Here is a 21,182-nt window from a genome sequence, read left to right on the forward strand (position 1 = left end):
GAACCGGCCCGGCCGAATCGGTCAGCCGCACGCGGACCGCGAACTCCTCGCGCCATGACCACCGGCACCGACGGCGAACAGGCCCCGGAGGACGTGCTGGTGGCCCTGGCCGATCCGATCCGCCGGCAGATCCTCGCCGCCCTCACCCGGCACGGCGGCGCGACCTCGACCTCCCTGGCGGCCGAGCTCCCCGTCACCCGTCAGGCCGTGGCCAAGCACTTGGCCGTTCTCGACCGCGTGGGGCTGGTCCGCGCCCACCGCAGCGGACGCGAGGTCCGCTACGAAGCCGAGCTGTATCCGTTGAAACGGGCGACGCGCTGGATGGACGCACTGGCCACCCAGTGGGAACACCGCCTGCGAGCGATCAAGGACCTGGCGGAGGAATCCCCGGATCCTTAAGGTCCGGGCCCGGACAACGCACCGCGGGGGCCGGTCCGTTCGGACGGACCGGCCCCCGCGGGAAGCCACCGCCTCCCCGCATCGGGAGGCCACCGCTTCAGGTGTGGTCGGTTACTGCATGACCGCCATGGCGAGCGCGCGGCGGGCGCGCAGCGAGGCGCGCTCGGCCCGGCGCTGCATCCGGCGGGCGGTCGCCAGGCGCACGGCCCGGCGTTCCCGCTCGGCCTCGTGCAGGCGGTCGTGCATATGCGCACGAGCCAGGGCTTCTGGGATGAGTTGCATCTCTCGGGTCCTGTTCTGACGCGAGTCGGTCGCGCCGGTGGTGGTGACGTCTGAGGTCGCGGAGCCTGCGGGCTCGGTGGTGGACGGCTTCATCGGGGCCTGCTTCTTGGGGTCGTGCGTGAGGGGGCGGTCGATCGTTCCTGCGGTGTTCATGCCGTGACCGGGTTCTTGCGCGGGCGGCCACGCGGCCGCTTCCGGGCGACGACGACACCCTGGACGAACAGCTCGCCACCCCAGACGCCCCAGGGCTCACGCCGCTCCTTGGCGCCGGCGAGGCAGGCCTCCATCAGCGGGCAGGTGCGGCAGAGGGACTTGGCGTACTCGACGTCCGCCGGCGACTCGGCGAAGAAGACCTCCGGGTCGTACGAACGGCAGGGGACGGGTACGCCGAGGTTCTCGATGGCGTCGTCGAGCGCGGTGAGCGCCGTGAGCGGGGTCAAGGTGGAGTCCTCCGTGAGGCCGGGCGGGGGGATCGTTTCGGAAGGCGGTACGGACGGGGCGTGCGCTTCGAGTTGCACGGTTCGTCTTCCTCGTCTGGTCGTTCCGGCCCTGTTGGGCCGGGTGGCGGCTGGTACCGGGTTCTTTTCTTGTCCCGAGCCCCTTCGCTCCGTCGTCCCCGTTCGGGGAAAACAGAAGGGCCGCGGATCCCGGGTGGGGTTCCGCGGCCCTGAAGGCGCCGGCCTGATCGGCGATCAGGCTGGATCACTCCAGGGTTCTGGCCCACGGAAGGCCCACATCAGGTGGTGGTGCTGCGTCGTCTGCTTCCGGTATCCGGCACCGGCCGCCGTAAAGGCATAGGCCTGCGCCTGTGCCGCTACCGCTTCCAGTGCCTTGGTCGGTCGCTCATTGCGCTCACGGACGGGAAGGCCCGCGAGGGAAATGGAGGACGCCGGACGCACGGCAGCACGGATGCCGGACAGACCGGTGCCCAGGTTCGAGGCGCCGAGCATGCACAGGGAGACGGTCGAGCGATCGGTCAGTTTGGCCGTGCTGATGGTGCTGGAGTTGATGCTGATCACTGGACTCGCCTCCTCTCGGCGTCTCAGGGACTGGGGTGAACCAGCCCGTTCGGATATGCAAGTAGAACACGGAGAAGGGCCCTTGGAGAAGGCCGCCGCTTCCGTGCCTAGAACCTATGGGGATTCCCGGGGCATGCGCAAACTATTTTTTCGACGAGTTCCCGTCAGCCGTCCGAGCCCTCTTCTGCGACTTCCTCACCGGCGCAGATGGCCAGGACATCGGCTCCGTAGCGGTTGAGCTTGCGCACGCCGACGCCCGGGATGCGGGCCAGCTCGCCGTCGTCGTCCGGGACGGCCTCGGCGATGGCCATCAGCGTCTTGTCGGTGAAGACACAGAACGCCGGCTGACCGCTGCGCCGGGCCTGCTCCGCGCGCCACTCGCGCAACCGCTCGTAGAGGCCCTCGTCCATGTCGGAGGGGCAGTCCTCGCAGCGCATCAGCTTCATCTCGCCCGCGTCGGTGAGCGTGCGGCCGCAGACGCGGCAGCGGGCCGGGGTGCGCTGGGTGCGCCGCGGACCGGCCGTGGAGCCGCTCGTGAAGCCGCGCTCGACGCGCCCCGCGGCCCCGGACGCTCCCGCGGCGGAGCGGCCGGCGGCGCCGGTGGAGCCGGGGCGCAGTCCGTCGAGGAAGCGGCTGGGCCGGCGGACCGGACGCCCACCGGGCGATCGAGCCAGCGCCCAGGAGACATGGAGCCGTTCTCTGGCGCGGGTCACGCCGACATAGAGCAGACGGCGCTCCTCCTCGACCTGCTCATCGGTCTTCGCGTAGGTGATCGGCATCATGCCCTCGGCGACGCCGACCAGGAAGACGGCGTCCCACTCCAGGCCCTTGGCCGAGTGCAGGGAGGCGAGGGTGACGCCCTGGACGGTCGGGGCGTGCTGGGCGTTCGCCCGCTCGTCGAGCTCGGCGACGAAGTCGCCCAGCGTGGCGTCGGGCCTGGCGGCCGCGAAGTCCTGGGCCAGGTTGGCCAGCGCGGCCAGCGATTCCCAGCGCTCCCGGACGGCGCCGGAACCGGCCGGGGGCTCGCTGGTCCAGCCTTCCCCCGACAGGACCGCGCGCACCTGGGACGGCAGGGTCACCACGTCGTCCAGGAGGGAGTCGTTGCCGCCGAAGCGGGCCGCGCCGCGCAGCGCGACGCCCGCCTTGCGCACCTCGGGCCGGTCGAAGAAACGCTCGGCCCCGCGCAGCTGGTACGCGACGCCCACGTCGGCGAGGGCCTGCTCGTAGGTCTCGGACTGGGCGTTCGTACGGAAGAGGATGGCGATCTCGGCGGCCGGGACACCGGAGTCGATGAGCTCGCGGATGCGGCGGGCGGCACCTTCGGCCTCGGCGGGCTCGTCGGTGTACTCGGTGTAGACGGGCTCGGGGCCCGGGCCGCGCTGGGAGACCAGCTCCAGGCGGTGGTCGGCGGCACGGCCGTGCGCCTGGGCGAGCAGGCCGTTGGCGAGGTGGACGACCTGGGGGGTGGAGCGGTAGTCCCGGACCAGTTTGACGACCGTGGCTCCGGGGTGCCTGGTGCGGAAGTCGAGGAGGTGGTCGGGGGTGGCTCCGGTGAAGGAGTAGATCGTCTGGCTGGCGTCACCGACCACGCACAGGCTGTCCCGCTCGCCGAGCCACAGCTCCAGGAGCCGCTGCTGGAGGGGGCTGACGTCCTGGTACTCGTCGACCACGAAGTGCTGGTACTGGGAGCGGACCTGCTCGGCGATGTCGTGCCGGTCCTGGAGGACGGCGACGGTCAGCAGCAGGACGTCCTCGAAGTCGATGACCGCGCGGTCGCGCTTGAGGTCTTCGTAGACGGAGTAGAGCTGGGCGATCTCGGCCGGGTCCCGGGGGGCCTGGCGGCCGGCCTTCGCCGCGGCGAGCGGATAGTCGGCGGGCACGGTCTGGGTGACCTTGGACCACTCGATCTCGGCGGTGACGTCCCGCAGCTCGCCCCGGTCCAGGCGGATACGGCAGGCGGCGGCCGCGTCGGCGACGAGCTGGATCTTGCGGTCCACGAGCCGGGGCATGGCGCCACCGATCGCTTTCGGCCAGAAGTACTGGAGCTGGCGCAGCGCGGCGGAGTGGAAGGTGCGGGCCTGCACCCCCTGCGCGCCGAGCTGGCGCAGCCGGCCGCGCATCTCTCCGGCGGCGCGGTTGGTGAAGGTGACGGCGAGCACGCTGGAGGGCTGGAGGATCCCCGCGCGCACCCCGTAGGCGATCCGGTGGGTGATCGCCCGGGTCTTGCCCGTCCCCGCGCCCGCCAGCACGCACACCGGACCGTGCAGGGCGGTGGCCACCTCGCGCTGCTCGGGGTCGAGCCCTTCGAGCACCGCGTCGGCCGAGTCCGGTACCTGCGGGAAGAGGGGGGAGTGCGTTGCTGCTGTCACATGGCCATGCTGCCAGGTCGCCGGAGACGGCTGAGGCGGTTGTCCACAGGGAGACCCTCGCAGTCGTATTAATGCGGCAGGCGTCACGTCCGGCCGGATACCCCCGGCGGGAATGCGGGCCCGCCTCTCGTGCGTTCCTCCCCTGGACCCCCCAGGCACCCGAGCCATCAGAGGAGCGCGAAGACATGCCGGGCACTGTGACGATGTACAGCACCACGTGGTGCGGCTACTGCCGTCGGCTGAAGAGCCAGATGGACCGCGAAGGCATCGCGTACAACGAGATCAACATCGAGCAGGACCCGGAATCCGCCGCGTTCGTGGAGAAGGCGAATGGCGGAAACCAGACGGTGCCGACCGTTCAGGTGGTCCCCACCAACGGTGGCGCCGAGGTCGTGATGACGAACCCGAGCCTCGCCCAGGTGAAGCAGGCGCTCGGCGTCTGACTCTCGCGCCCCACGACCCCCGACGGCCTGGGCGGCCGATCGGGGGTTTCGTGTGCCGTGAGAGGCAGCTCACGCGATTGTCAGTGCCTCCCCTTACCGTGCACGGCATGGACATGAACAACTCGCAAGACGTGAGCGCCGCGTTCTGGGCGCAGATCCTCGGCTTCACGATCAGCGAGGAGCCGCCCGCGCCGGACACCCCCCTCGGCCGAGTGCTTGCCTTCACCGCCGAGCACGGTGAGGACGCACTCAGGGATGAACATTTCGAGGCCGCGACAGAGGGGCGCCCCCTGCTCCCCTGAGACGCCCTCTCACGTGCCGTATGTCACACGAAGCTCCGCGTCGGCAGCGGCTTGCCGTACCAGAGTTCGATCAGGCGGGCGGCGATGGAGATGCCGTAGGGCGGCAGCACCTCGCCGGACTCGAAGGCGGCGCGCAGCTCTTCGCGGGAGAACCAGCGGGCCTCGTGGATCTCGTCACCGTCGACGTCGATGTCGGTCGAGGTGGCGTGGGCCAGGAAGCCCAGCATCAGGCTGGAGGGGAAGGGCCAGGGCTGGCTGGCGACGTACTCGACCTGGCCGACGGTGATGCCGACCTCCTCGTAGACCTCGCGGCGCACCGACTGCTCGATGGACTCGCCGGGTTCGACGAAGCCGGCGAGCGTGGAGAAGCGGCCCTCGGGCCAGTGGACCTGGCGGCCGAGCAGGATGCGGTCGTCCTCGTCGGTGACGGCCATGATCACGGCCGGGTCGGTGCGCGGGTAGTGCTCGGCGCCGCAGGCCGGGCAGCGGCGGATGTGGCCGGCGGCGGCGATGACCGTGCGTTCGCCGCAGCGGGAGCAGAAGCGGTGGGTGCGCTGCCAGTTCTCCAGACCGACCGCGTGGACCATGAGGCCCGTGTCGCGGGGCGAGAGCAGCAGGCCCGCCTCGCGCAGGCCGGCCGGGCGCGCGGACTGGTCGATGCGGCCGGGGAGCGAGTCCTTCTGGAGGGCGAAGTAGCTGACGCCGTCCTCGTCGATGCCGAGGAAGTAGCGGTGTGCCTCGGTGAGCGGCGCCTCGAAGGAGGGCGTCATGACGAGTTCGGTCCGGCCGTCCGGTGTCTCGTCGATGAGGACCTGGCCGCCGGAGACCACGAAGCAGCGGGTGGTGGGGTGGCTCCACGCCGCCGCGAGCCAGGCCTCGTCGAGCCGGTGGTGGGCGGCCCGGTCGATGCCGCTCGGGGCGGTGAGCGAGATGGGTCGGTCGGCGGTGTGGTCGGTCCAGGTGGTCACGGGTGCTTCCAACTCCCCCGGTGGAACGGATGTGTTTCGGCGGGCGGTTCAGCGGGACGTACGGCAGGAGGGGACCGGATGGGGCGCCGGCCGGGCTTGCGGGGCGGCCCTTCCAGTGTGCCCGGCGGGCGGGGCGGCTCCGGACGGCGCGGGACGGTCAGGGCGCATGGCGCCAGTGCTCGGCGAGGTCCCCCCACAGGTACGCACTGGTCTCGACGCCCTTGAGGAGGAGGTCGAGCTCGACCTTCTCGTTCGGGGCGTGCCAGCCGTCGGAGGGGACGGAGATGCCCAGGAAGAGCACGGGCGCGCCGAGGACCTCCTGGAGGTCGGCGGCGGGTCCGGAGCCGCCTTCGCGGGTGAAGAGGACCGGCTGCTGGAAGGCGCGGCCCATGGCGCGGGCCACGGACCGCAGGGCGGGGTGGTCGAGCGGGGTCAGGCACGGGCGGGTGGCCGAGCCGAAGGTGATCTCGTGCCGGATGCCCGCGGGTACCTGGTCGGCGGCCCAGGCGCGGACGGCCTTCTCGATCTGGTCGGGGTCCTGCCCGGCGACCAGCCGGAAGGAGAGCTTCACCAGGGCCGAGGAGGGGATGATCGTCTTGCTGCCGGGGCCCTGGTAGCCGCCGCCGATGCCGTTGACCTCGGCGGTGGGGCGGGCCCAGACGCGCTCCAGCGTGGTGTGTCCGGTCTCGCCGTGGGTGGCGTGGGACTTCGCGGTGCGCAGCCACCGCTGCTCGTCGAAGGGCAGCTCGGCGAAGAGGGCGCGCTCGCGGTCGGTGAGTTCGACGATGCCGTCGTAGAAGCCGGGGACCGCCACGCGCGCGTGCTCGTCGTGCAGGGCGGCGACCAGGCGGGCGGCGGCGGTCGCCGGGTTGGGTACGGCGCCGCCGAAGGAGCCGGAGTGGATGTCCTGGTCGGGGCCGTACAGGCGGATCTCGCACTCGGCGAGGCCGCGCATGCCGGTGCACACGGTGGGGGTGTCCTCGGCCCACATGCCGGTGTCGGAGACGATCACGGCCTCGGCGGCGAGGCGGTCGGCGTGTTCTTCGACGAGGGCGCGGAAGTGCGGGGAGCCGGACTCCTCCTCGCCCTCGATCAGCAGCTTCAGGTGCACGGCCGGGGCGGTGCGGCCGGCGGTGGCGAGGTGGGCGCGGACGCCGAGTGTGTGGAAGAACACCTGGCCCTTGTCGTCGGCGGCCCCGCGCGCGTAGAGGCGGTCGCCCCGGACGACGGGCTCGAAGGGCTCGCTGTCCCAGCCGTCCTCGCGGGCGGCGGGCTGGACGTCGTGGTGGCCGTAGACCAGGACGGTCGGTGCTCCGGGATCGTCGGCGGGCCACTCGGCGAAGACGGCCGGGGCGCCCGGGGTCTGCCAGACCTCGGCGGTCGGGAAGCCGGTCTCCTTGAGCTTGGCGGCGAGCCAGTCGGCGCTGCGCCGTACATCGGACGCGTGGTCGGGCTGGGCCGACACGGAGGGGATGCGCAGCCACTCGGCGAGGTCGTCGAGAAAGGCGGCGCGGTGCTGCTCGATGTACGCGCGGACGGCGCTGTCCGGGGTCTGGCTCATGCTCACGAGCCTATCGGCCCGCGCCGACATCCTCGGCGGGCGGTTGGTCACACTCCGTCTCCCCCAGGAGCAGCCTTTCCAGCTCGCCCCGGCCGGGCAGGTGCTCGGGCCGTACGACCTCGCCACTGCGCACGTACAGGAAGGCGGCCGTGACCGACTCCGGCGGCACGCCCTGCTGCTCGGCCCAGGCGAGCCGGTACAGGGCGAGCTGGAGCGGGTCGGCGGTGTGCTCGCGGCCGGTCTTCCAGTCGACGATCTCGTACGTCGTCTCCGCGCCCTCGCCGTACCGGTAGACGGCGTCGATACGGCCCCGTACGACGCGGCCGGCGAGGGCGAGCTGGAAGGGGGTCTCGACGCGGTAGGGCGTGCGGTGGGCGTACTCGGTGCGTTCGAAGGCGTCCTTGAGGGCTTCCAGGTCGCGTTCGTCGGCGATCTCCGCCTCGCCGCCGGGCAGCTCCTCCGGCTCCAGCATGGGCAGCGTCAGCTCTTCGAAGCGGGCTTCCACCCAGGCGTGGAACCGGGTGCCCCGGCGCGCGGCCGGTTGCGGGGGGCGCGGCATGGGGCGGGCCAGTTCCTGCGCGAACCCGTCGGGGTCGGCGGTCAGGCGCAGCATCTGTGACGCGGTCAGCGTGGCCGGCAGGGGGACGTCCGTGACGCTCTGCCGGGCCCGCTGGAGCTCCCCGGCGAGGGCGTCGAGGTCGCGGTCCCAGGAGTCGATGGTGCGCGCCTCCTCGGGGGTGAGGTACGTCGCGGGCTCCGGCTCGCCGGGGTGGGGGTGGCCGGTGGGCGGTTCCGGGGCCGACGCCTGGTGCGGGACCGTGGGCCGGTGGGTGGTCCACGCCTCCCAGTCGGCCGGATCCTCGTCGAAGGGGTCGGCTGCCGCGTAGGGGGCCTCTTCGTACGGAGCTTCTTCGGCGTACGGGAGTTCTTCGTCGTACGGGGGTTCTTCGTCCTCGGGTGGCGGTGCGGGCCAGTCCGGGTCGTCGTGGGTGGCGGGGTCGTGGGTGGGCGCCGAGTGGCCGTCCGGTCGGGCGGCGAGGGTCTCGAGGTGGGCGAGCACGGTTTCGGCGGCGGCGCGGCGGCGGGTCAGGGCGGCGGCGTCCAGGGGCAGCGGCCAGGCCTGTTCGGCGGTCGCGGCGTGCAGGGCCGGGTTCTCCTCGCCCTCCTCCGGCTCGTCGGCCCACGCCTCGATCTCGCCATGACCCGCGGCGCAGTGGTCGTACAGCGCCTTGAGGAAGTCGGACGGGCCGCGTGGCTTCTTCTGGTTGGGGCCCCACCAGTGGCCGGAGCCGAGGAGCAGGGAGCGGGGCCGGGTGAAGGTGACGTAGCCGAGGCGGAGTTCCTCGGTGTGCTGGTGGTCCTTCATGGCCGCGTGGAAGGCCTTCAGGCCCCGGGAGTCCCAGGTCTCGACGTCGGGCAGGGTGTCGGCGTCGCCGCGCAGCCCGTGCGGCAGCACCTTGGCCTGGGCGGTCCACTTCTCGCGGCCCTGGCTGCTGGGGAAGGTGCCGGTGACCAGGCCGGGGACGGCGACGACGTCCCACTCCAGGCCCTTGGACTTGTGCGCGGTGAGCACCTTGACGGTGTTCTCGCCGCCGGGGAGGGCGTTGTCCAGGCCCTTTTCGTACTGGGCGGCGGTGCGCAGGAAGCCGAGGAAGGCCAGCAGGGTGGCCTCGTTCTCGTTCGCGGCGAAGGACGCGGCGACGTCCAGGAAGTTGGACAGGGTCTCGCGGCGGCGGGCGGCGAGGGCGTGCGGGGACGCCGACAGCTCGACCTCCAGGCCGGTGACGGCGAGGACGCGGTGCAGGACGTCCATCAGCGGGTCGGCGAGTGAGCGGCGCAGATCGCGCAGTTCGGCGGCCAGGCGGGCGAACCGCACGCGCGCGTCGGGCGAGAACGGCAGTCCGTCGTCGTCCCCCGTGCCGTCCAGGGGCGTGTCGAGGAAGGTGTCGAGGGCGTCCGCGAGCGATATCACCTCGGCCGGGTCGACCCCCTCGACGGCGGCGGCGAGCCGGCGGTCCGGGTCGTCGTCATCGCCCACGCGCGCGTGCGCCACGAGCAGACGGGCGCGCCGCCCCAGCAGGGCGAGGTCCCGGGGGCCGATGCGCCAGCGCGGGCCGGTCAGCAGGCGGACCAGGGCGGCGTTGGCGCCGGGGTCCTGGAGCACCTCGCAGACGGCGACGAGGTCGGCGACCTCGGGCAGGTGCAGCAGTCCGGAGAGGCCGACCACCTCGACGGGGACGTCCCGGGCGACGAGGGCGCCCTGGATCTGGGCGAAGTCGGTGGCCGTACGGCACAGGACGGCGATCTCGCCGGGCGCCTTGCCGGTGCGGACGAGGTGGGCGACGGAGTCGGCGATCCAGTCGAGTTCCTCGGCGTGGGTGCGCAGCAGGGCGCAGCGGACCGTGCCGTCGCGTTCGGCGCCGGGGGCGGGGCGGAGGGCCTCCACGCCCGCGTGCATGGCGCGCAGGGGCTCGGCGAGGCCGTTGGCGAGGTCGAGGAGGCGGCCGCCGCTGCGGCGGTTCTCGCTGAGTGCCTGGCGGGTGGCGGGGCGGCCGTCGGCGTGCGCGAAGTGCTCGGGGAAGTCGTCGAGGTTGGCGACGGAGGCGCCCCGCCAGCCGTAGATGGCCTGGCAGGGGTCGCCGACGGCGGTGACCGGATGGCCGGTGCCGCCGCCGAACAGGCCCGCCAGCAGGATCCGCTGGGCCACCGAGGTGTCCTGGTACTCGTCCAGGAGCACCACGCGGAACTCCTCGCGCAGGGCGCGGCCCACTTCGGGGATCCGGGCCAGGTCCGCGGAGAGGGCGATCTGGTCGCCGAAGTCGAGCAGGTCGCGCGCCCGCTTGGCGGCCCGGTAGCGCAGCACGAGCTCGGTGAGTTCGCGGCGGGCGGCGGCCGTCGTGGGCACCTTGCGCAGGTCGTCGTTGGTGAGCCTGGCGCCTTCGAGGGTGTGCAGCAGGTCGGCGTCCCAGGCGCGCAGGTCGTCGGGGCGTACGAGGTGTTCGGCGAGCTCGGCGTCGAGGGCGAGGAGGTCGCTGACCAGGTCGGCGAAGGAGCGGGTCAGTGCCGGGTAGGGGCCGGGCGCCTCACGCAGCACGCGCGCGGCGAGCTGGTAGCGGGTGGCGTCGGCGAGCAGGCGGGAGGTCGGTTCGAGCCCGATGCGCAGGCCGTGGTCGGTCAGCAGGCGGCCGGCGAAGGAGTGGTACGTGGAGATCACCGGTTCGCCGGGCGGGTTGTCCGGGTCGATGGTGTCGGGGTCGGTGACACCCGCCTTGATCAGCGCCTTGCGGACGCGTTCGGCGAGTTCGCCGGCGGCCTTGTTGGTGAAGGTCAGTCCGAGGACCTGTTCGGGGGCGACCTGGCCGGTGCCGACCAGCCAGACCACGCGGGCCGCCATCACCGTGGTCTTGCCCGAGCCGGCTCCGGCCACGATCACCTGCGGGGCGGGCGGCGCGGTGATGCAGGCCGTCTGCTCCGGGGTGAAGGGGATGCCGAGGAGCTCCTTGAGCTGCTCGGGGTCGGTGATACGGGCGGGCATGTCGACAGAGGCTAGCGGCGGGCACTGACAACCGGTGACCGGTCGACGCTCAGCGCCGGTGGAAGCCCTGATCAGCGCGGGTGGTGCGATGCGTCACGTGCGTCACTCGACCACATGTCGCCCCTCGGGCCGCGCGCTGCACGAGGCCCGGAACGAGCAGTGCGCGCAGTGCTGGCCCGCGCTCGGAGTGAACCGTTCGTCGAGGACCTTCCCGGCGGCGCTGGCCAGCAGCTCGCCGACCCATTCCCCCTCCAGGGGCTCCTGGGCCTGCACCTTGGGCAGGGTCTCGCCGCCGTCCCGCTTGGCGGCGCCCTGCCTGAGCTGGACCAGTTCGGCGCCGCCGGGCTCGGGGCGGACGCCGTCGAAGGCGTCGTCCACGGCGCCCTCACGGACGGCGAGCTGGTAGACGGCCAGCTGCGGGTGCCGCTCGACCTCGCGTGCGGTCGGTGTCTGCTTGCCGGTCTTGAAGTCGACCACGTACGCGCGGCCCTCGCCGTCCGCCTCGACCCGGTCCATCTGGCCGCGGATGCGCACCTCGTAGTCGCCCGCCGCGAGGCTGACGTCGAAGTCGTGCTCGCTCGCCACCGGGGTACGCCCGGTCCGGTCCAGCACGTGCCACTGCAGAAAGCGTTCGAGCGCCACGCGCGCGTGCTCCTTCTCCTGCGCCGACTTCCAGGGCGCGTCGAAGGCGAGCGCGTTCCACACGGATTCCAGGCGCTCCATGAGGACGGCCAGGTCGGCGGGGGTGCGCCCGGAGGCGACCTCGTCGGCGAGGACGTGGACGACGTTGCCGAAGCCCTGCGCGGCCGTCGCGGGCGTGTCCGCCTTCACCTCGCGGCCCAGGAACCACTGGAGGGCGCAGGTGTTGGCGAGCTGGTCGAGGGCGCTGCCGGACAGCACGACCGGCTGGTCGCGGTCGCGCAGCGGCATCCTGCTCTCGGTCGGCTCGAACATGCCCCACCAGCGGTAGGGGTGCGCCGAGGGGACCAGCGGCCGGCCGTCCTCGTCGGCGAGGGCGGCGAGCCGGGCCAGGCGGCGGGCGGCGGCCTCCCGCAGCGTGGCGGACGCGCGCGGGTCGACCGTCGTGGCGCGCAGCTCGGCGACGAGCGCGGCCACGGACAGGGGGCGGCGCGGGCGGCCGGTGACGTCCTGGGGCTGGACGCCCAGTTCGGTGAGGAACCGGGAGGGCTGGTCGCCGTCGTCCGCAGGCGCCTTCACCGCGGTGACGACGAGGCGTTCACGCGCGCGCGTGGCGGCCACGTAGAACAGGCGACGCTCCTCGGCCAGCAGTGCCCCGGGGGTGAGTGGTTCGGCGAGTCCGTCGCGGCCGATGCGGTCGGCCTCCAGCAGGGAGCCGCGGCGGCGCAGGTCCGGCCACAGGCCCTCCTGGACGCCGGCGACGACGACCAGGCGCCACTGGAGGCCCTTGGAGCGGTGCGCGGTCATCAGGCGTACGGCGTCGGGTCGTAGCGCGCGCCGGGTGAGTGTGTCGGCGGCGATGTCCTCGGCCTCGATCTGCTCCAGGAAGTTGAGGGCGCCCCGGCCGCCGGTGCGCTCCTCCGCGCGCGCGGCGGTCGCGAACAGCGCGCACACCGCGTCCAGGTCGCGGTCGGCGTTGCGGCCGGCCGCGCCGCCGCGCCGGGCGGTCCGCTCCAGGCGTGTCGGCCAGGGCGTGCCCTCCCACAGATCCCACAGCGCCTCCTCGGCCGTGCCGCCGCCCGCCAGGCGCTCCCGGGCCTTCCTGAGCAGCGCGCCGAGGCGCTGGGCCCCGCGCGCGTACGCGGGGTCGTGCGCGACCAGGCGCTCGGGTTCGGCGAGCGCCCGCGCGAGCAGGTCGTCCGAGGGCGGCGGCAGCGGGTTGCCGGCCGCCCGTTCCTCGTCGCGCAGGGCGCGGCCGAGGCGGCGCAGGTCGGCGGCGTCCATGCCGGCGAGCGGGGAGGCGAGCAGGGTGAGGGCGGTCTCGGTGTCGAGCCAGCAGGGGTCCTCGGTGGTCTGTTCGGAGGTCTCGGGGTGTCCCGCCGTCTCCGCCGATGCGACGGCCCTGAGTGCCGTCAGCAGTGGTGCGACCGCCGGTTCGTGGCGCAGGGGCAGGTCGTCGCCGTCGATGTCCAGGGGGACGCCGGCGGCCGTGAGGGTGCGCCGGACCGTCGGGATGGTGCGGGATCCGGCGCGCACCAGGACGGCCATGTCGCTCCAGGGCACGCCGTCCTCCAGATGGGCCCTGCGGAGGATGTCGGCGATGTTGTCCAGCTCCGTACCGGCGGTGGGGTACGTGTAGACCTCGACGCGGCCTCCGTCCCGTACCGGGGTCAGCTCGCGGTGGGCGCGCACCTTGTCGGCTGGGAGGCGGGTCAGGGGCATGCGCTGGGTCAGCAGGCGGGTCGCGGCGAGCAGGGCGGCGCCCGAGCGGCGGGAGGCGCGCAGGACCTCCACGGGGGCCGGGCGGCCGTCCGCGCGCGGGAAGGCCTGCGGGAAGTCCAGGATGCCGTTCACGTCGGCGCCCCGAAACGCGTAGATCGACTGGTCGGGGTCGCCGAACGCGACCAGGGTGCGACCGCCGCCGGCCAGCGCGTGCAGCAGGCGCACCTGGGCGGGGTCGGTGTCCTGGTACTCGTCGACGTACACGGCGTCGTACTGGGCGGCGAGCCGGGTGGCGACCTCCGGGCGGCGGGCGAGGAGCACCGCGCGGTGGACGAGTTCGGCGTAGTCCAGCACCCCTTGCAGGTCGATGACGTCGAGGTACTCGGCGAGGAAGGCCGCCGCGGCCTGCCAGTCGGGGCGGCCGATACGGCGGGCGAAGGCGCTCAGGGCGTCGGGGCCCAGGCCCAGCTCGCGGCTGCGGGCGAGGACCGCGCGGACCTCGTCGGCGAAGCCCCGGGTGGTCAGGCAGGCGCGCAGTTCGTCCGGCCAGCGCACATGGGTCAGGCCGAGCCGCTCCAGCTCCGGCTGGCCCGCGAGCAGCTCGCGGACGGTCACGTCCTGCTCGGGCCCGGAGAGCAGGCGCAGCGGCTCCGCGAACAGCTCGCTGTCCTGGTGGGCGCGGACCAGGGCGTAGCAGTACGAGTGGAAGGTGGTCGCCCGGGGGGCGCGGGCCGCCCCTATGCGCAGGGCCATGCGGTCGCGCAGGTCGACGGCCGCCTTGCGGCTGAACGTCAGTACCAGGATCCGTTCGGGGTCGCCGCCCCGGGCGATCCGCGCGGCCACGGACTCGACGAGCGTGGTGGTCTTGCCGGTGCCCGGACCCGCGAGAACCAGAAGCGGACCGGCCCGGTGGTCAACCACGGCGCGCTGAGCGGCGTCCAGAAGGAGGGGATCCGGCTGGGCCTGCGGGGTACGCACCAGTCGGTAAGCGCCACGGTTCCCCTGCCGCACCGGGGGGTGCGGCAGGCGCCTGGTGGAGGAAGAGGAGCTCACGTGGTTCGCCGGTCCTGGTGGGTGTGCTGGTTGGCAGGCGGTCGCGCGTGCGGGACGGTGGCCGCGGGGTGAGCGGGACGCGTGCAGCAGACGCTACGCCGGTGAAGGAGACGGAAGCAGGGCTTCCGGTTCTTCCCTCACGGCGCTCCCGCCACGCGAGTCCCACCTCTCACGAACGTACGCCATGCCACGGACGTGCCCCGTTTCCCTCGTACGGGCCACGGGCTCCCCTCGCGGGCGTCCGATGGCGGAAGCTGTCAGGTGTGACCCTCCGCGCTCTCGTCCCCGTCCCACCGCGCCCGTCTCATGTCGAGGCGGGGCAGGTGGCCCTCGGACGCTCTGCCCGCCTCCCTCAGCGGGGTGCCCTCGGTGCGGTAGTGATCGAGTGCGCGCAGTTCGTGGCCGGGGAGCAGGACACCGTCCGCGCGGACGACCCGCCACCACGGGACGGCTCCCCCGTACAGGGCCATCACCCGGCCCACCTGGCGCGGGCCGCCCTCCTGGAGCCACTCCGCGACGTCCCCGTACGTCATGACCCGCCCCGGCGGAATCCGCTCGGCGACGTCGAGGACCCGCTCCGCGTACTCGGGCAGTGCGTCCGCGTCCCCCGCGCGGGTGTCCTCCGGAGACCTCTGCTCGCTCATTCGACCCATCCTGCCGCACCCCACCGACAACGGGACGCGTACGACGGCGGGACGCTCCCTCGCCCCGCGGCGGCGCTTCCGGCAGACTGTGCGCCCCCGCATTTGCACCCTGATGCCCCCGTGTGTCGGTGCGGCATGCCACCATCGTGCGGGCGGTGACTGGTGATACGAGACCAAGAAGAGACGATGAAGCAGCAGGGCGTGCACCCCGAAGGCGCGGCGGGCACCTCTGCCGCCGCGTCGCGCCCTGATCCGCACCGGCCCGAGGAGCCCCGCGCCGAGGCCGCCGCGCCGGACACCGACCGCGCCGACGAGGTGCACGCCGACGCCGTCGAGGGCGACGAACCGCTGCTCCCCGCGCGCGTGCACCGTCCCTCCGACCTGATGCGGCTGCTGGTGGGCGTGCTCGCCATCGCCGTACTGCTGGCGATCGCCGCGTTCGCGCACGGCACCACCTCGGGGCTCGAACAGGACATCAACAAGGGCACCGGGCAGGCACCCGATCTGCTGATCAAGATCGCGGGGCTGGCGTCGAGCATCGCGATCCTCCTGGTGCCGGTCGCGTTCGCGATCGAGCGGCTGATCAAACGGGACGGGCTGCGCATCGCCGACGGCGTGCTCGCGGCGGTCCTCGCCCACGGTGTGACGCTCGCCACCGACCTGTGGGTCGCCCGGGCCGCCCCGGACTCCATCCAGGAGGCGCTCACCCAGCCCTCGCCCGGGGACATCCACGCCCTGACCGACCCGGTGCACGGCTACCTCGCCCCCGTCATCGCCTATATGACGGCCGTCGGCATGTCCCGGCGGCCCCGCTGGCGCGCGGTGCTGTGGATCGTGCTGCTGCTCGACGCCTTCTCGATGCTGGTCACCGGCTACACCACACCGTTCTCGATCATCCTGACGGTGCTGATCGGCTGGACGGTGGCGTACGGAACGCTGTACGCGGTCGGCTCGCCCAACGTACGGCCGACCGGTCAGACGCTGATGGCGGGGCTGCGGCACGTCGGTTTCCACCCGGTCAGCGCGGCCCGCGAGGAGGCCCCGGACGCCGAGAACGGGGACCGGGGCCGACGCTACTTCGTGACCTTGGAGGACGGCCCGCCGCTGGACGTCACCGTCGTCGACCGGGAGCAGCAGGCGCAGGGGTTCTTCTACCGCGCGTGGCGCAATCTCACCCTGCGCGGCTTCGCCACCCGCTCCAGCCTCCAGTCACTGCGCCAGGCGCTGGAGCAGGAGGCACTGCTCGCGTACGCGGCCATCGCGGCGGGCGCCAACGCGCCCAAGCTGATCGCCACCTCCGAGCTGGGCCCCGACGCGGTGATGCTCGTCTACGAGCACACCGGCGGGCGCACCCTCGACTCGCTGGCCGACGAGGAGATCACCGACGACCTGCTGCGCAACACCTGGCACCAGGTGCAGGCCCTGCAGTCGCGGCGCATCGCGCACCGCAGGCTGGCGGGCGACGCGATCCTGGTGGACCGTTCCGGCACGGTGAACCTCACCGATCTGCGCGGCGGCGAGATCGCGGCCGGCGACCTGCTGCTGCGCATGGACGTCGCCCAGCTGGTCACCACGCTCGGCCTGCGGGTGGGCGCCGAGCGGGCGGTGGCCTCCGCGGTCGGCGTCCTCGGCCCCGACGCGGTCGCCGACTGCCTGCCGATGCTCCAGCCGATCGCGCTGACCCGCTCCACGCGCGCGACCCTGCGGAAACTGGCCCGGGAACGGGCGCAGCGTGAGCGCGACGCGGTCCTCGAGGCGTCCCGGCAGGCCAAGCTCGCCCGCCTGGAGGAAGCCTCGGAGGACGCCAGGCCCGCGCTCGAAAAGCCCGACAAGAAGACCGTGCGCGCCGAACAGCGGGCCGAGAAGCGGGCCATCGACGAGGCCCTGGAGGAGGCGCGCGAGGAGGATCTGCTGACGCAGATCCGGCACGAGGTGCTGCGGATCAGGCCGCAGGCGCCCGTGGAGCCGGCCCGGCTGGAGCGGGTGCGGCCACGCACGCTGATCAGTTTCATCGCCGGCGCGATCGGCGCGTACTTCCTGCTGACGCAGCTCACGCACATCGAGTTCGGGCCGCTGGTCGCCCATGCCCAGTGGGGCTGGGTGCTCGCCGCGGTGCTGTTCTCGGCGCTCAGCTATGTCGCCGCGGCGATGGCGCTCCTTGGATTCGTCCCCGAGCGGGTGCCGTTCGTGCGCACCGTGGCGGCGCAGGTCGCGGGGTCGTTCGTGAAGATCGTGGCACCGGCCGCGGTCGGCGGTGTCGCCCTCAACACGCGCTTCCTGCAGCGCGGGGGCGTGCGCCCCGGCCTCGCGGTGGCGAGCGTCGGCGCCTCGCAGCTGTTCGGGCTGGGCTGCCACATCCTGATGCTGCTGTCCTTCGGCTATCTCACCGGCACCGAGAAGACGCCCTCGCTGTCGCCGTCCCGGACGGTGATCGCCGGTCTGCTGACCGTGGCGGTGCTGGTGCTCGTGGTGACCTCGGTGCCGTTCCTGCGGAAATTCGTCGTCACGCGCGTGAGGTCGCTGTTCGCCGGTGTCGTGCCGCGCATGCTCGACGTGCTGCAGCGGCCGCAGAAGCTGGTCACCGGCATCGGCGGCATGCTGCTGCTGACCGCCTGCTTCGTGATGTGCCTGGACGCGTCGATCCGGGCGTTCGGCGACGACTCGACCTCACTGAGCATCGCCAGCGTCGCCGTGGTCTTCCTCGCCGGCAACGCGCTCGGATCGGCGGCGCCCACCCCCGGCGGCGTCGGCGCGGTCGAGGCCACCCTCACGGTCGGTCTGATCGCCGTCGGCCTCCCCAAGGAGGTCGCCGCGCCGGCCGTCCTGCTGTTCCGGCTGCTGACCCTGTGGCTGCCGGTCCTGCCGGGCTGGCTGGCCTTCAACCACCTGACGCGCAAGGGCGCCCTGTAGAGGCGAAGGGGCGTACCTCGTACGGCCCGCGCCCCGCGCGGGCGGCCGGGAGCGACCCCAGGATGGGAGCATGCCGAACCCCTCCCGCATCCGAGCCGCCGCCGCCCTGACCGCCGCCGTGCTGCTCTCCTCGCTGCTGGCGGGCTGCGGCGACGGCTCGGAGGACGGGGACCTGACGGCGCAGAAACTGGACTGGCAGGACTGCCCGGCCCCGTCCGAGGCGGAGGGCGGCGGCAGTTCCCCCTCGCCGCTGCCGGACGGCACGAGGTGGCAGTGCGCCACCCTGAAGGCGCCCCTGGACTGGAGCGACCCCAAGGGCGACACCATCGGCCTCGCGCTGATCCGGGCCAAGGCGAGCGGAGCGGCGAGCGGGCGGATCGGCTCGCTCGTGTTCAACTTCGGCGGCCCCGGCGGCAGCGGCGTCACCACGCTGCCCGCGTTCGGCGAGGACTACGCGAAACTGCGCACCCGCTACGACCTGGTGAGCTTCGACCCGCGCGGAGTCGGCCGCAGCGACCCCGTGGAGTGCGAGAGCGACGCGCAGCTCGACGTGTACTTCCAGCAGGACGCCACCCCGGACGACAGTGCCGAGCGCACCGAGCTGCTGGACCGCACCAAGAAGTTCAACGCGGCCTGCGAGAAGCACTCCGAGCAGATCCTGCCGCACGTGCGGACCACGGACGCGGCCCGCGACATGGACCTGATGCGCCAGGTCCTCGGCGACGCCAAGCTGCACTACTTCGGCATCTCCTACGGCACCGAGCTCGGCGGCGTCTACGCCCACCTCTTCCCCAGGAACGTGGGCCGTGCCGTCTTCGACGCGGTCGTCGACCCCACCGAGAACCCCGAACAGAGCTCGCTCGGGCAGGCCAGGGGCTTCCAGCTCGCGCTCGACAACTTCGCCGAGGACTGCACCTCGAAGACCACCGACTGCCCGATCGGCGACACCCCGCAGGACGTCAAGGACCGCATCGCCAAGCTGCTGCGCGACCTCGAACGCAAACCGATCCCCGGCATCCTCCCGCGGGTGCTGACCCAGACCGCCGCGACCAACGGCATCGCGCAGTCGCTGTACTCCAAGGACTTCTGGGAGTACCTCACGGAGGGCCTTGAGCAGGCGTACGAAGGAGACGGCAGGATCCTGATGCTGCTGTCCGACTCGATGAACGGCCGCAACGAGAACGGCGAGTACAGCAACATCACCGCCGCGAACGTGGCCATCAACTGCTCCGACGAGAAACCCCGGTACTCCGCCGCCTACGTCGAGCGGAAGCTGCCCGAGTTCCGTGCCGCCTCCGCGCTGTTCGGGGACTACCTGGCCTGGGGCCTGGTCACCTGCACCGACTGGCCCGTACCGGGCGCCGCCGACCACCCCGACGTCCGGGCGCCCGGGTCGGCGCCGATCCTCGTCGTCGGCAACACCGGGGACCCCGCGACGCCGTACGAGGGCGCGAAGAAGATGGTGGACGCGCTCGGCAAGGGTGTCGGTGTCGAGCTGACGTACAAGGGGCAGGGGCACGGCGCGTACGACAGCAAGAACAAGTGCGTGCAGGGTGCGGTGAACGGCTATCTGCTGGACGGGAAGGTGCCCGCGGCCGGGACGGTCTGCTCCTGACCCACCCCGGACCTTTGATAGAAAACCGCAGGCCAGAAGGTTATCCACAGGCCGCAACGGGCTCGGTCCGATCCGCCTACCATGGCCTGACCGCTCACCGCGGACGAGTCGCGGGGGCTTGGTGAGGGGGTGCGCATGACGCGTTTCGTACGGTGGACGGCCACGGTCGCCGCCGCGGTGCTGGTGGCCGGGTGCGGCGGCGGGTCGTCGGGCGAGGGCGGCGACGAGGGGAAGCGGCGCTCCGATCCGCCGTCGGCGTCGCCCGGCTCCCCGTCGGCCGCGGACCTGCCTTCGTCGCTCACCTCGCAGAAGCTCGACTGGGGCCGCTGCGAGGCCCGAGGGGACTCCCCCGCGCCGGGCGGTGACTGGCAGTGCGCGACGCTGAAGGCGCCCGTCGACTGGAGCAAGCCCGAGGGCGCCACCATGGGCGTCGCCCTCATCCGGGCCAAGGCCACCGGCGACGACCGCATCGGCTCGCTGCTGTTCAACTTCGGCGGACCGGGAAGCTCCGGCGTGTCGACGATGCCGGCCTTCGGGTCCACCATGTCCGCACTGCACGAGCGGTACGACCTGGTGAGCTGGGACCCGCGCGGGGTCGGGGCCAGTGAGGGCATCCGATGCCGCAGTGACAAGGAGAGCCAGGCCGCCGAGGCGGTGGACGCCACCCCGGACACCCCGGCCGAGGAGAAGGCCTACTTCCAGGACGCGACCGCCTTCGGCAAGGGCTGCGCCCGGGCCGCCGGGAAGCTGATGGCCCATGTCTCGACCACCGACACCGCCCGCGACATGGACCTGATCCGCCAGGTCCTCGGTGACGCGAAGACGCACTACTTCGGCTTCTCCTACGGCACCGAACTGGGCGGCGTGTACGCCCACCTGTTCCCTTCGCACGTGGGACGGCTGGTCCTCGACGCGGTGGTCGACCCGAGCGCGGACTCGGTGGGCCACGCCGAGAACCAGGCCAGGGGCTTCCAGCGGGCGCTGGACGACTACCTGAAGTCGAAGGGCGAGGACCCGAAGCAGGGGACCCGGAAGATCGTCGACCTGCTGAAGCGGATCGACACCGAACCGCTGCGCACGTCGTCGGGACGGAAGCTGACCCAGACTCTGGCGGTCACCGGCATCGTCCTGCCGCTGTACAGCGAGTCCCGCTGGCCGGAGCTGACCAACGCCCTGGACGCGGCGGAGCGGGGGGACGGATCGGATCTGCTGTCGCTCGCCGACGAGTACAACGACCGGGACTCCTCGGGGCACTACGGCACGACGGCCCATTCCCAACGGGTCATATCGTGCCTGGACGACAAGGAGCGGCCCACGCTCCAGGAGACGAAGAAGCTGCTGCCCGAGTTCGAGAGGATCTCGCCGGTCTTCGGGGACTTCCTGGGCTGGGACGCGGCCGGCTGGTGCCACGACTGGCCGGTGGCCGGACAGTACGAGACACCGGAGGTGAGTGCGCCGGGAGCGGCGCCGATCCTGCTGGTCGGCAACACCGGGGACCCGGCGACGCCGTACGAGGGCACCCGCAGGATGGCCGACGAACTGGGCCGGGATGTCGGGGTCGAGCTCACCTGGAAGGGCGAGGGCCACGTGGCGTACGGCCGCGGGAGCGACTGCGTCGACTCGGCGGTGGACGCCTATCTGCTGAACGGGACGGTACCGAAGGACGGCAAGGTCTGCTCATGACGACGGCGGGCCGCGGCTCGGTCCGACCCGCGATCCGG

Annotated in this window: 15 protein-coding genes; 6 read left to right on the top strand and 9 right to left on the bottom strand. The window is 72.8% G+C overall.

Annotated elements, in window-relative coordinates:
• Positions 1 to 54: 54 nt before the first annotated feature.
• Positions 55 to 399 carry an ArsR/SmtB family transcription factor gene (locus ACZ7L0_RS05500; RefSeq protein ID WP_471241110.1) on the top strand — a complete coding sequence of 115 codons (345 nt, stop codon included), beginning with the start codon at positions 55 to 57 and terminating at the stop codon, positions 397 to 399.
• Positions 400 to 510: 111 nt separating this feature from the next.
• Here ACZ7L0_RS05500 and ACZ7L0_RS05505 read toward each other — a convergent pair whose 3' ends face one another.
• From ACZ7L0_RS05505 to ACZ7L0_RS05520, 4 genes are all read right to left on the bottom strand, one after another.
• Entirely contained in the window at positions 511 to 834 is a 324-nt protein-coding gene (locus tag ACZ7L0_RS05505) for a hypothetical protein (RefSeq protein WP_471241111.1), read from the bottom strand.
• Complete coding sequence (locus tag ACZ7L0_RS05510; RefSeq protein ID WP_005480495.1) at positions 831 to 1,199, bottom strand: WhiB family transcriptional regulator; 369 nt, start codon at positions 1,197 to 1,199, stop codon at positions 831 to 833. Before ACZ7L0_RS05510 ends, ACZ7L0_RS05505 begins: the two co-directional genes overlap by 4 nt.
• 174 nt (positions 1,200 to 1,373) lie before the next feature.
• The gene (locus ACZ7L0_RS05515; RefSeq protein WP_471241112.1) at positions 1,374 to 1,700 is read right to left on the bottom strand and encodes a hypothetical protein; all 327 of its coding nucleotides are present in this window, start codon (positions 1,698 to 1,700) and stop codon (positions 1,374 to 1,376) included.
• 164 nt (positions 1,701 to 1,864) lie between these two features.
• Complete coding sequence (locus ACZ7L0_RS05520; RefSeq protein WP_471241113.1) at positions 1,865 to 4,069, bottom strand: ATP-dependent DNA helicase UvrD2; 2,205 nt, start codon at positions 4,067 to 4,069, stop codon at positions 1,865 to 1,867.
• 185 nt (positions 4,070 to 4,254) lie between these two features.
• Between ACZ7L0_RS05520 and ACZ7L0_RS05525 the strand changes: the two genes are divergently transcribed.
• Entirely contained in the window at positions 4,255 to 4,512 is a 258-nt protein-coding gene (locus ACZ7L0_RS05525) for a mycoredoxin (RefSeq protein WP_471241114.1), read from the top strand.
• A gap of 107 nt (positions 4,513 to 4,619) precedes the next feature.
• Complete coding sequence (locus ACZ7L0_RS05530; RefSeq protein WP_471241115.1) at positions 4,620 to 4,814, top strand: hypothetical protein; 195 nt, start codon at positions 4,620 to 4,622, stop codon at positions 4,812 to 4,814.
• 23 nt (positions 4,815 to 4,837) lie between these two features.
• Here ACZ7L0_RS05530 and nudC read toward each other — a convergent pair whose 3' ends face one another.
• From nudC to ACZ7L0_RS05555, 5 genes are all read right to left on the bottom strand, one after another.
• Positions 4,838 to 5,782: an NAD(+) diphosphatase gene (gene nudC, locus ACZ7L0_RS05535; RefSeq protein WP_471241116.1), complete on the bottom strand. Its 945-nt coding sequence runs from the start codon at positions 5,780 to 5,782 to the stop codon at positions 4,838 to 4,840.
• Positions 5,783 to 5,939: 157 nt separating this feature from the next.
• Positions 5,940 to 7,343: a dipeptidase gene (locus tag ACZ7L0_RS05540; protein WP_471241117.1), complete on the bottom strand. Its 1,404-nt coding sequence runs from the start codon at positions 7,341 to 7,343 to the stop codon at positions 5,940 to 5,942.
• A 10-nt stretch (positions 7,344 to 7,353) separates the two neighbouring features.
• On the bottom strand, positions 7,354 to 10,878 hold the full coding sequence (locus ACZ7L0_RS05545) for a UvrD-helicase domain-containing protein (RefSeq protein WP_471241118.1): 3,525 nt from the start codon (positions 10,876 to 10,878) through the stop codon (positions 7,354 to 7,356).
• A 102-nt stretch (positions 10,879 to 10,980) separates the two neighbouring features.
• Positions 10,981 to 14,292, bottom strand: a complete 3,312-nt coding sequence (locus tag ACZ7L0_RS05550; RefSeq protein WP_471241119.1) for an ATP-dependent helicase — start codon at positions 14,290 to 14,292, stop codon at positions 10,981 to 10,983.
• Between the two features lie 257 nt (positions 14,293 to 14,549).
• Positions 14,550 to 14,936 carry an MGMT family protein gene (locus tag ACZ7L0_RS05555; protein ID WP_471241120.1) on the bottom strand — a complete coding sequence of 129 codons (387 nt, stop codon included), beginning with the start codon at positions 14,934 to 14,936 and terminating at the stop codon, positions 14,550 to 14,552.
• A gap of 186 nt (positions 14,937 to 15,122) precedes the next feature.
• On the opposite strand from ACZ7L0_RS05555, the gene ACZ7L0_RS05560 reads away from it, so the two are divergent.
• The 3 genes from ACZ7L0_RS05560 to ACZ7L0_RS05570 all read left to right on the top strand — a co-directional run bounded on the left by ACZ7L0_RS05560 (position 15,123) and on the right by ACZ7L0_RS05570 (position 21,144).
• On the top strand, positions 15,123 to 17,846 hold the full coding sequence (locus ACZ7L0_RS05560; protein WP_471241121.1) for a lysylphosphatidylglycerol synthase domain-containing protein: 2,724 nt from the start codon (positions 15,123 to 15,125) through the stop codon (positions 17,844 to 17,846).
• A gap of 70 nt (positions 17,847 to 17,916) precedes the next feature.
• Complete coding sequence (locus tag ACZ7L0_RS05565) at positions 17,917 to 19,461, top strand: alpha/beta hydrolase (RefSeq protein ID WP_471241122.1); 1,545 nt, start codon at positions 17,917 to 17,919, stop codon at positions 19,459 to 19,461.
• A gap of 135 nt (positions 19,462 to 19,596) precedes the next feature.
• Complete coding sequence (locus ACZ7L0_RS05570; RefSeq protein ID WP_471241123.1) at positions 19,597 to 21,144, top strand: alpha/beta hydrolase; 1,548 nt, start codon at positions 19,597 to 19,599, stop codon at positions 21,142 to 21,144.
• Positions 21,145 to 21,182 lie beyond the last annotated feature (38 nt).

Source organism: Streptomyces sp. NPDC039424, from assembly GCF_055639495.1.

Bases quoted from the DNA above. Each gene is read 5' to 3' on its own strand.
- ACZ7L0_RS05500 (WP_471241110.1), top strand. From the start codon at position 55: ATGACCACCGGCACCGACGGCGAACAGGCCCCGGAGGACGTGCTGGTG.
- ACZ7L0_RS05505 (WP_471241111.1), bottom strand. From the start codon at position 834: ATGAACACCGCAGGAACGATCGACCGCCCCCTCACGCACGACCCCAAG.
- ACZ7L0_RS05525 (WP_471241114.1), top strand. From the start codon at position 4,255: ATGCCGGGCACTGTGACGATGTACAGCACCACGTGGTGCGGCTACTGC.
- ACZ7L0_RS05530 (WP_471241115.1), top strand. From the start codon at position 4,620: ATGGACATGAACAACTCGCAAGACGTGAGCGCCGCGTTCTGGGCGCAG.
- ACZ7L0_RS05540 (WP_471241117.1), bottom strand. From the start codon at position 7,343: ATGAGCCAGACCCCGGACAGCGCCGTCCGCGCGTACATCGAGCAGCAC.
- ACZ7L0_RS05545 (WP_471241118.1), bottom strand. From the start codon at position 10,878: ATGCCCGCCCGTATCACCGACCCCGAGCAGCTCAAGGAGCTCCTCGGC.
- ACZ7L0_RS05555 (WP_471241120.1), bottom strand. From the start codon at position 14,936: ATGAGCGAGCAGAGGTCTCCGGAGGACACCCGCGCGGGGGACGCGGAC.
- ACZ7L0_RS05560 (WP_471241121.1), top strand. From the start codon at position 15,123: ATGAAGCAGCAGGGCGTGCACCCCGAAGGCGCGGCGGGCACCTCTGCC.
- ACZ7L0_RS05565 (WP_471241122.1), top strand. From the start codon at position 17,917: ATGCCGAACCCCTCCCGCATCCGAGCCGCCGCCGCCCTGACCGCCGCC.
- ACZ7L0_RS05570 (WP_471241123.1), top strand. From the start codon at position 19,597: ATGACGCGTTTCGTACGGTGGACGGCCACGGTCGCCGCCGCGGTGCTG.